Annotated in this window: 10 protein-coding genes and 3 pseudogenes; 5 read left to right on the top strand and 8 right to left on the bottom strand. The window is 64.2% G+C overall.

Going from position 1 to position 9,831, the window contains the following annotated elements; genetic code table 11:
- Nucleotides 1-170 (bottom strand): annotated as a pseudogene (locus Q0X16_RS08925) (antibiotic biosynthesis monooxygenase); the annotation flags it as partial.
- Between the two features lie 66 nt (nucleotides 171-236).
- On the opposite strand from Q0X16_RS08925, the gene Q0X16_RS08920 reads away from it, so the two are divergent.
- From Q0X16_RS08920 to Q0X16_RS08910, 3 genes and pseudogenes are all read left to right on the top strand, one after another.
- Entirely contained in the window at nucleotides 237-1,250 is a 1,014-nt protein-coding gene (locus Q0X16_RS08920; protein WP_297833267.1) for a helix-turn-helix domain-containing protein, read from the top strand.
- Nucleotides 1,251-1,478: 228 nt separating this feature from the next.
- Nucleotides 1,479-2,543, top strand: coding sequence for an alkene reductase (locus Q0X16_RS08915; protein WP_297833266.1), 1,065 nt, complete (start codon nucleotides 1,479-1,481; stop codon nucleotides 2,541-2,543).
- 72 nt (nucleotides 2,544-2,615) lie between these two features.
- Nucleotides 2,616-2,781, top strand: a pseudogene (locus Q0X16_RS08910) (IS21 family transposase); the annotation flags it as partial.
- Between the two features lie 75 nt (nucleotides 2,782-2,856).
- Here Q0X16_RS08910 and Q0X16_RS08905 read toward each other — a convergent pair.
- The 5 genes from Q0X16_RS08905 to Q0X16_RS08885 form a co-directional block, all read right to left on the bottom strand.
- Nucleotides 2,857-3,033 (bottom strand): hypothetical protein, encoded by a 177-nt coding sequence (locus Q0X16_RS08905; protein WP_246455121.1) that lies wholly within the window; start codon nucleotides 3,031-3,033, stop codon nucleotides 2,857-2,859.
- A gap of 58 nt (nucleotides 3,034-3,091) precedes the next feature.
- Nucleotides 3,092-3,658, bottom strand: a complete 567-nt coding sequence (locus tag Q0X16_RS08900) for a heme-binding protein (protein ID WP_297833265.1) — start codon at nucleotides 3,656-3,658, stop codon at nucleotides 3,092-3,094.
- A 240-nt stretch (nucleotides 3,659-3,898) separates the two neighbouring features.
- On the bottom strand, nucleotides 3,899-4,774 hold the full coding sequence (locus Q0X16_RS08895) for a carbon-nitrogen hydrolase family protein (RefSeq protein ID WP_297833264.1): 876 nt from the start codon (nucleotides 4,772-4,774) through the stop codon (nucleotides 3,899-3,901).
- A complete protein-coding gene (locus tag Q0X16_RS08890) occupies nucleotides 4,771-5,379 on the bottom strand; it encodes a GNAT family acetyltransferase (RefSeq protein ID WP_297833263.1) in 609 nt (202 codons plus the stop codon). Before Q0X16_RS08890 ends, Q0X16_RS08895 begins: the two co-directional genes overlap by 4 nt.
- 1 nt (nucleotide 5,380) lies before the next feature.
- Complete coding sequence (locus Q0X16_RS08885; protein ID WP_297833262.1) at nucleotides 5,381-5,788, bottom strand: ketosteroid isomerase-related protein; 408 nt, start codon at nucleotides 5,786-5,788, stop codon at nucleotides 5,381-5,383.
- A 157-nt stretch (nucleotides 5,789-5,945) separates the two neighbouring features.
- Here Q0X16_RS08885 and Q0X16_RS08880 point away from each other — a divergent pair, with 157 nt between their 5' ends.
- On the top strand, nucleotides 5,946-6,851 hold the full coding sequence (locus tag Q0X16_RS08880; protein WP_297833261.1) for a LysR family transcriptional regulator: 906 nt from the start codon (nucleotides 5,946-5,948) through the stop codon (nucleotides 6,849-6,851).
- 391 nt (nucleotides 6,852-7,242) lie between these two features.
- Entirely contained in the window at nucleotides 7,243-8,430 is a 1,188-nt protein-coding gene (locus Q0X16_RS08875; protein WP_297833260.1) for a hypothetical protein, read from the top strand.
- A gap of 35 nt (nucleotides 8,431-8,465) precedes the next feature.
- Here the strand turns inward: Q0X16_RS08875 and Q0X16_RS08870 are convergent, their stop codons facing one another.
- Both Q0X16_RS08870 and Q0X16_RS08865 read right to left on the bottom strand, forming a co-directional pair.
- Nucleotides 8,466-9,569, bottom strand: coding sequence for an acetate/propionate family kinase (locus Q0X16_RS08870; protein ID WP_162797638.1), 1,104 nt, complete (start codon nucleotides 9,567-9,569; stop codon nucleotides 8,466-8,468).
- Between the two features lie 19 nt (nucleotides 9,570-9,588).
- Nucleotides 9,589-9,831: pseudogene (locus Q0X16_RS08865) on the bottom strand (heavy metal translocating P-type ATPase); the annotation flags it as partial.

Raw genomic sequence — 9,831 nt, 5'->3', positions numbered from 1 at the left:
GCAAAGGCATCGAACACACCAAACGTCGAAGGGCCAAACTTCAATGCGAACCAGGCCGTGGTGCCGGACTCGGCGTTGGCGAGCGGCAGTGCGCTGGCCAGGAAGTCGGCAAGCGCAGCTTCCTGGCCGGGTTTAGCTTCGAGGCGAACAAACAGGGCGAGCTTGGTCATGCTGTATTCCTTTGGGTAAATGGAAAAGTGGGTAAAGGGATCGACGAGACTGCAGTCTGAGTCTTCATGACAGACATCTCTATTGGCAATAATGACAACATTGATATCATTGCTGCCATGAAACTCCACCTCCTTGTTTGTGATGGCGTGTTTGATCTGGGGCTTGCGGCGTTCACTGACACAGTGGGCTTAGCCAATGCGATGGCGGGCTCGCTGCCACAGGCTCCCGCCCACATAGAGCTCACGCTGGTGGGCGTGCGGCGTCGCATCCGAACTGCGCAAGGCTTGACGGTCCCCGTGGTCACTGCGCATGGTGTGCCCGAACCAGACGTCGTGCTCGTGCCGGCGTTTGGCGACAAGATGCCTGACACGCTCTCGGCTCGACTCACACGCCCCGATGTGCCCGACGCGGTCGCGGCGCTACAGCAGTGGTGCACCGCTGGCGCGCACCTTGGTGCCGCTTGCTCCGGTAGTTTCTTGCTTGCAGAGAGTGGCCTGCTTGATGGGCATCGTGCGACGACGTCATGGTGGCTGGGGCCGATGTTTCGGCAGCGCTATCCGAACGTCACTCTGGACGAGTCACGCATGATCGTGAACTCGACACGCTTCACCACCGCGGGTGCCGCTTTGGCCCACGTCGACTTGGCCTTGCGCATCATCCGAGGGCGCAGTCCGGCGCTGGCGGCCCTGGTGGCACGCTATCTGCTGGTCGAGACACGCAGTTCGCAAGCCGAGTTCGTGATTCCCGACCACCTTGCGCATGCCGACCCGATGGTGGAGCGCTTCGAGTGCTGGGCCAGACGTCGGCTCGCGCAGGGATTCTCGCTGGCCGAGGCGGCCAGTGCCGCGGGCACAAGCGAGCGCACCTTGGCGCGGCGGCTGCAAAGCGTTTTGGGAAAGACACCGCTGTCGTATTTCCAGGACCTGCGCGTGGAGCATGCCGTCCATCTCTTGCGCACCGGGAACGCCAGCGTCGACCAGGTCGCCGCACAGGTCGGGTACTCGGATGGGGTGGCCCTGCGGGCCCTGTTGCGCCGCAAGCTTGGCCGGGGTGTCAGGGAGTTGCGACGCGGTGGATGACCAAAGGCGTTTGGTGCATGTACGGCTGGAGACCGCCGCGAAACTGTCGGAAGCAAAGGCCTACCCACTTGCGTCTACTACATCGTGCGTTGGGTGCAAAATCACCAGCCGTGCCAAAGCAGTCTTCAGTGACCTTTCAAAGTTCAGAGACCTTTCAAAGTTCTGAGTATTGGGAAAACTGTTAGCTTTACCACTGTTTTCTGTTCACTAATCTGGGTTTTCATCCACATGCTATTCAATCCACTTCAAGTAGGTTCTCTCACCCTGCCCAACCGCATCCTTCTGGCACCGCTGACCCGCACCCGTGCCGACGCTGGCCACATGCCCAACGCGCTGATGGCCGAGTACTACAGCCAGCGAGCCACCGGCGGCCTGCTGATTTCCGAATGCACCATGGTGGCGCCCGGTACATCGGCCTTCGTCAATGAGCCTGGCATCTACAACGACGCGCAGATTGCAGCCTGGAGGCAGGTGACCGACGCGGTGCACGCCAAGGGCGGACGCATCTTCATGCAGATCTGGCACGCTGGCCGCGCAGCCTACCCTGGCGCTGCCGATGGCGCCCCCATTGTCTCCAGCAGCGCCACCGCTATTGAGGGTGAGATTCACACGCCCCAAGGCAAGGTGCTGCACGCGGTGCCCCGCCCCCTGACCGTCGAAGAGATTCCCGGCATCGTGGCTGCGTTTGCCCAAGGCGCACGCAACGCCATTGCCGCCGGCTTTGATGGTGTGGAAGTGCACGGCGCCAACGGCTACCTGATCGACCAGTTTCTGCGCGATACGCCCAACCAGCGTACCGATGCTTACGGCGGATCGCTGGAAAACCGTGCACGTTTGCTGTTCGAGGTACTCACTGCCGTGACCCAGGCGATCGGTTCCGAGCGTGTGGGTCTGCGCCTGTCGCCACTCAACAGCTACAACAGCATGAAAGACAGCGACCCGCTGGCCCTCATCGGCTTCGTGGCCGATAGGCTCAATGCCTTCAAGCTAGCCTACCTGCACGTGATGCGCGCCGATTTCTTCGGCGTGCAGAAGGCCGATGTCATGCCCGTAGCGCGTGAAAAGTACAAGGGTGTGTTGGTGGGCAATATGGGTTACAGCGCTGATGAGGCAGAGGCAGCTATTGCCGCAGGCAAGCTTGACGCTGTGGCCTTTGGCACCGCCTTCCTGGCTAACCCGGACCTGCCCGCACGCATCAGGGCCAAGGCACCGCTGAACGCGCCTGACTCCAACACGTTCTACGCAGGTGGCGCCAAGGGCTATACAGACTATCCGACACTGCAGGTCGCGTAAATCACCGCCCCAGAAGACCGAAGAATCGAGCCACTTTATACCCAAGGCTCTACCCTTCGATCTTGCGAAGCTGTGAGCTGCGAACACGTCATCAACGTGCCGGCACGCTTGCAGGCACAGCCCCTGCCCGAGACAGTTGCGACCATCCTGCAGGTGAGCCAGGCCCCCCCTGGCCGACACGGCGCGCTACGACAGCCTGCGCACAGACATTGTCGTGCAGGAGGCCGATCATGCGTGAGTTGGACAAAGAGCTCAAAGATCTGCGCCTGTATGGCATGGCGGGGGCCTAGGAGGATCTGGTCAAGCAAGGCAGTCATGCGACATTGGACAGCTCGCGCTGGTTGCTGAAGGCGAATTGCAGTAGGCCGCGCGGGGGCTGGAGCAGCGGATGCGGGCGCGCATGCACTTCGTCCACGGCCGCGGCCCGGTCGGCGTAGGCCGGCATGCCGTACACAATGGTGGCCTCTGGCGTGCTTCCAATGGTGGCCATGCGGCGGCTTCCCGGTCGTTGCACGAGGGCGGGGCGTGCACGCCCGTTGTGGCTCAACTTACCGCTTTCGCACCGGGGGCAGGGTCACCTTGTCCTCGGTTCCGCCACACATCGGGTGTTTGAAGCCATTGGCCTGCTCGGCCTTGTCGAGATAGACGATGTTGTCGTCCTTCGCGGGACTGACGCCGGCCGGCACGTAGTCCAGCGCGAGCGCGTGGCGGGCCTTCCACGCGATGTTGTGGTCGGCGCAAGAGGAATCGCCGCTGACGCCGAGCGCGCCCACCCGCGCTCCCTTCGCGTCGTAAAGCGCAAGGCCGCCGCCGAACACGTTCACGCCGCCGATCCGCGCGCCCACCAGCGGATCCTTCGCCGTGCCGAAGTCCGCGGTACTGCCGGCGTAGGCTACCTGCGTATCGACCGGGTTGGAAAACTGCAGGCCGAACAGGCTGCCGCCCGGCTGCGTGGGCGAATAGAGGTTGGCGGTGGACAGGGCGAGGCCCGGCAGGCTGAAGGCGTTCGCGGTGTTCGCCTTCTGCTCGGAAATCACCCGGCTGCCGAGCCACTGGTCGCCGACCTTGGCGCCGGTATGCGCCACGGCGCAGACCGTGCCGTCGGTCGCCACCACGGTGCCCACCTGTCGAGGTTGAAGCTTCCGTTGGCGTCCTTGCGGGCATTGGCGAGGGCCTGCTTGAGCTGCTGCCAGTTCGGCAGGCCGTCGCATCCATCGCCGGCATGGGCGGCGAGGGAGCACAGTAGGGCGGGTACCGGGAGTTTTGTCATGGTCATGCCTCGGGTTGGAGTGAACCTGACGGCGGGCTTTCCGCTTCGGGTTCGGGGTGGTGTGCGGGGTGAAAGGAATTGCCGGTCACGAATGCCGGGCCTGCCGGAATGCCGGCGCCTTCTGGCCATCCCAATCGAGGTCGACGGCCACCTGGGCCTGCGCGCGGTGGCGTTCGAGCGCGTCGATGTCGAGATCGGCGATCGCCCACGTTTGCCCGCCGCGGGTCGTCGCGAGGATGCCGTCATCGGGAAAGCCGTGGTCCATCGGCGCGTAGATCGTGGCCTCGCCGGTATTCGTATCCAGAGCCGGACTCCAGTCGGCGGTCCCGGTGGTTACCGCCTGCGCGACGAATATCCGGTTCTCCAGTGCGCGCGCCATGCAGCCGACGCGCACCCGGGTCGCGCCCGCCTGCGTATCCGTGCAGCTCGGCACCAACAGCAGACGGGCGCCGGCTTCGCGTTGGGCGCGCACGGGCAAGGGGAATTCGCTGTCGTAGCAGATGGCGATGCCGGCGCGCACGCCCGCCAAGTCGAAGACTTTGAGTTCGTCGCCGCCCTCGATGACGCCAGCGTCCCGCTCGAATCCGGTCAACTGCAGCTTGTCCTGATAGCCGCGCGTGCCGTCCGGGGCGAACCACCATGCGCGGTTGCGATAGCGTCCCGGGGCGACTTCGGTCAGGAACGTGCCGGCCTGGATGACCAGGCGCAGCTCGCGCGACAGGTCGGCGTACAGCGCCAGCCACTCGGATTGCAGCGTTTGCAGCGCGGCCAGCGAAGCGTTCAAGTCGCGGCTGATTTCGGGCGCGAACGTTGACGCCAGTTCGAGCGACAGGTATTCGGGCAGCACGGCCAGCTCCGCACCGGCGCGACGCGCTTCGTCCAGAATCAACCGCTGGCGCGCCGCGAATGTTTCGAAACTGGCGGGTTGGCCCACCTCGTATTTCGCAACAGCCAATTTCATCTGGCGTTCTCCAAAGGGCGCAGCCACATCGTTAATGCCTGTTCGGTTTCGTGCGTCTCGCCCACCTGTTTCCAAGGCAGCCGCACCTTCATGTCCGGCTGTCGCACGTAGCCGCGACGGGCCCAGAAAGAATCGTTGCTGCGGTAATCGACCGGGCGTCGAGGATCGTCATCTGCGCGATCCACGGATGCGAACGCCGTCCACCGGATATCGCCCAGCGAACGGGCGTGCGCTTCGCGTTCGTCAAAGAAACGATGACCCAGGCCAAGGCCACGGAAGGCCGGAAGCAGCACGGACTCGCCGCAATAGAACGCGTTCTCTACCGGGATTCCCCGCTCGGTAAACGGCGCCTGGATGGCGGACTCCGCATCGCCCAGCGGCAAGCCCGTGGATGCACCGACGACTTGGCCGTCGGCATGCACGAGCACCAGCAGGCTGTCCGCCGAGCGGGTATACATGGACAGATAGTGCTTCTCGTATGCGGCGTCGCCTTCGTACAGATAGGGGAAGTTGCGAAAGACCTCCACGCGCAGGCGTGCTACGGCGTCGAGCCATTCGGTCATCTCCGCTCCGCGGAAGGTCAGCACGCGCACGTCGGCCTTCATCTCAGTCGTTCCCGCCCACCTGCGCGATCCAGTCGCCCAGGTTGTAGTAGTTCGTGACGCGCGCGATCTTGCCGTCGCGGATGTCGAAGAACGCTCCGCCCGGCAGCACGTAACGCTGGCCTTGAGCTACCGGCAGCCCCTCGTCCGTCACCTTGTACTCGCCATGCACGACGTACTCGGCGCCTGCACGCAGGCCGTCGGCGCTGACCATCACCACGATGTCGCGCAACTGCTCGCCATAACAGCGATCCATGCGCTGCAGGAACGTACGGAACGTATCGCGTCCGGTTTCCCGCGCACCCTGATTGAGGTCGTGCGCAACGTCATCGGTCAGCATCGACAGCATGGCCTCGCGGTCGCCGCGGTTGAAGGCGTCGTAATAGGCGGTGATCAGATTCGTCGTGTTCATGCGGGTTCCGTGTTCGGGTGGACAGCAGCCGGGTATCCGGGAATGGCGCCAAGTTTGGGAACCCGCTTTCGATATGTATATGGAATTATTTAGCTTTCATAATTCCTGTATATGGAATAATGTTTGAGCGTCGGAAAATGGCCGCGAGGTGCGCGCTGTGAACAAGGAAATCGAATTACTGCGGATCTTCCGCGTGACTGCCGAGTGCAGCAGTTTTCGTGATGCGGCTGTACGGCTGGGGACATCGCCCCAAGGCGTCACACGCGCTATCAAGCGCCTGGAGGAGCATTACGGCGAGGTATTGTTCCATCGAACCACACGCCAGGTGCGCATCACGGCTTTTGGCGAGGGCTTGCTGGAACAGGTGCGTCCTGCCCTGGAGCGCTTCGAAGACCTGTGGCGGATACCTGGTGCGGATCAGCAGGCTTCCCTGTCGGGCACGGTTCGGATCACCGCGCCACACAGCCTCGGCACCAGGGCAGTTCTACCCGCATTGGAGCGCGTTGCCGCGCGCCATCCCGGCATCACGCTGGACGTGCGCCTATCCGATCGCGTCAGCAATCCCGTTGACGAAGGAATCGACGTCGGGATCAGGGTCGGATTCATGCGCGACAGCCGCTTCGTTGCGCGAAAGGCGGCCGACATGCGGCTTCCGATCGTTGCGGCTCCGCGCCTGATCAAGAAAGTGGGCGTACCTGAAGGGATCGAATCGCTAGCAAGGTTGCCGGTTACAGCTGCCGTGGATATCAATACCGGCCGCCCTTGGCCTTGGCACTTCAAGGCGGGACACCAGTGGACGCCCACTTCGCCGGCCTTCATCGCAGATAACGCCGATATGGAAATGGGGGCGGCGTTGGCCGGGATTGCCTTCGCTCAACTGGCCGACTACATGGCGGCTCCCTACATCGCCAGCGGAAAGCTCGTGCAGGTACTGGAGCAGGAGGGACCTCCTGCATGGGGGTTGTACGTCTACCGGCCTCAGCGCGGGCCCGTATCAGGCAGGGTTCGGGTGGTGTTTGATGAGTTGCGCGCCGCGGTTGGATCGCTACCTGTTTTGCGCTAACACACAATCAAAGCGCCCAAGGAATGAGTTGGTGCGGAGACAACAGACAGAATGTCCGCTTCTGGCCGCATGCGGACGTTGCCCGGGGAGGGTAGGGCGGCGGATAAGGGCCCGTTATCGAGGGTGGGCGGGCTGGATTGCCAACCCGAGCGGATGTTCAGTTGGGGCATCACGCCCTACCTCTGTCTTCTTCGAAAAGCGGCGCTTGTCCTGAGAGCAGATAACATGACTGCTGGGCGGGATCGATGCAGCAGCGCAGCAACCAGGCTGCGTCGAGGCGTAAACCTAGGGAGCCCCAAGAATGGCTGGCCAGTCAGGCTGCAATATCAACTGTGCCACTTCAGTGGGTGCCTCGCTCAACCAGCGGTGTGCATGCGAAGTAGTCGACGTCTTGCGGCTGCACGAGTCGATCCGGGCCGCCTTCTCGGAGTCCATGTCTGACCCGGCCGTTCACGCACATCTGTTCTCTCGGTACGCCCTGTTCGTCGACCGTGCGGCGTTGGACGCCATGGGGCGAGTCGCGGCGGCGCTCTTCGAAGTTGCAGAGAATCCACGATACCGCGAGCGCGTCCTGCAATGGGCCCCCGACATCGCAACCCATTACCCGGGTTCGGCGGGTGGCGTCCTGGGGCTGGACTTTCACCTGACCGTCGACGGCCCGCGGTTGATCGAGGTCAACACCAATCCAGGCGGGCTGCTCCTCAATGCCGTGCTGCTCGATGCCGTGAGATCTTGCGCGCCGGCTGCGTGGACCACCTGGACCACGGCGACGGAGGCCCATAGCGCGGCTGTAGCCGCCTGGCTTGACGATGCCCGGCAGCAGTCGGGCCGCGCGCCGTCCCGTGTGGCCATCGTGGACAGCGCCCCGCGGGAGCAGTTCCTCTACCCCGAGTTCGAGCTGTACGCGGACGCATTCCGGGAGCACGGCGTGGACTGCGTGATACGCGCGCCCGAGGATCTGAGGTTCGGCCCGGAGGGGCTTGCAGATGCCGACGGCCCGATCGACATGGTCTACAACCGGTTGACCGATTTCGCGCTTGAGGAAGCTTCGCATGCGGACCTTCGTCAGGCTTATCTCGCAGGGGACGTCGCACTCACCCCGCATCCGCGTGCGCACGCGCTGTTCGCCGACAAGCGCAACCTGGCGGTGCTTGGAGACGCGGCTTTGCTCGGCGGGTTTGGGGTCGATGCGGGTTTGACAGCCCTGCTGGCCGAGGTGATCCCGACAACGGTTGAAGTCGTCCCCGGAAACCGGGATGCGCTGTGGGCAGCGCGCAACGGCTACTTCTTCAAGCCTGCAGCAGGGTTCGGCAGCCGTGGCAGCTATCGGGGCGACAAGCTCACCCGGCGAACGTGGGAGTCGATGGCGTCGGCGACCTACATCGCACAGGCCTTCGCGCCACCGAGCATGCGGATCGTGCATGGGGGCCAGTCCCTCAAGGCGGACGTGCGCTGCTTCGCGTCCGAGGCGGGTGTGCTGTTGTTCGCGGCCCGGCTTTATCAGGGCCAGACTACGAACATGCGCACCCCAGGTGGTGGATTCGCAGCGGTGCTCACGACGCCACCGATCGGCGAGTAATCCTGGCTGGGGCCGCCCTGGCGGTATGCCCTGGACTACAGCCAGGCCAATGCTGATTCGGCCAGCTCGCGTTCCTCATCAATCGCGACGTTCCAGATGGCCGGCCCGCTCGCGGCATCGATCCGCGTGGCCCCAGCATCGTTGTCGTCAGGTGCCAGCGCCAGGCCAAGCCAGCCCAAGCGCGCGATGATCCGCGCCCGCAGACCCGGCGCGCGGTGGCCGATGCCGCCGGAAAAGACGACATGGTCGAGTCCGCCGATTCCCGTGGCCATGGCCGCGATGGACTGCGCGATCCGGACTGCGAAGAGGTCCACGGCAAGCTGGGCCTGCGGGCCAGGATCGGCAAGCAGCACGCGCATATCGCCGTGCCCGGCGATGCCGGCAAGACCTGCAGTGCGGGACAAACCATCTTCAATCGCTTGCGCGTCCAGCCGTTCGTGCCTGAGCAGGTACAGCAACGCACCGGGATCGAGATCCCCGGAGCGGGTAGGGCTCGGGATTCCCCCCAGCGGAGTGAGCGCCATGGTGGTGTCGCGGCTCCGACCGTCCTCGACGGCGCAGACGCTGCAACCACCCCCCAGATGCGCGAAGACGGCGCGGCTCCGCAGGATTCCGGCGTCCTGGCTGGCCACGACTCGCAGTGCAGAGGCGAAGGCGAGTCCGTGGAAACCGTAGCGGCGGACGCCCAGCGCATCCCATGCTTCGGGGATGGGCAGGCGCTGGCTCCAGGGTGCGAGTGTCACGTGGAAGTCCGTGTCGAAGGCCACGCCCTGGCGGGCTTGCGGCCAACGCAGGCGCGCGGCACGCGCGAACGCGAGGGCGACCGGCTGGTGCAAGGGTGCGAATGGCACCAAGGCATCCAGTTTCGCAAGTACATCTTCGTCGAGCTCGCTGGCGTTGCGCAGGTCGCCGCCATGTACGATTCGGTGGACCACCACGTCGGGGCCGGGCGCCGGTATCGACAATATTTCGAGCAGGGTGGCAAGTCGCTCTTGCGCATCCGCGCCGACGGCAATCTCGGCCCGGGAGCGCTCCACGACGCGTGGCTGCGCGCCTGGCCCCTCAGCGTGCAACAGATAGCACGCGCCCTTGAGGGTGGACGAGCCAACGTTGAGTGCCAGAAGCCGGCGCGTGGTCATAGGTGTCGCCAGTTCATGTTCATGGGGACCGTACCGCCCGGCGCAACAGCTGCGCATTGATCGCCACCACGATGGTGCTCAGCGACATGAGCACTGCACCAAGCGCGGGTTGCAGCATGATCCCCCATGCAGCGAGAACGCCGGCAGCGAGCGGGATGGCGACGATGTTGTACCCGGCGGCCCACCACAGGTTCTGGATCATCTTGCGATAGGTCGCCTTGCTCAATGCAATGATCGCAGGGACGTCGCGCGGGTCGCTGCG

It is taken from the genome of Thermomonas sp. (assembly GCF_025993755.1).
Taxonomy (GTDB): Bacteria; Pseudomonadota; Gammaproteobacteria; order Xanthomonadales; family Xanthomonadaceae; genus Thermomonas.
The sequence above is the reverse complement of the archived record's forward strand: the minus strand, read 5'-3'. Positions and strand labels throughout refer to the sequence as shown.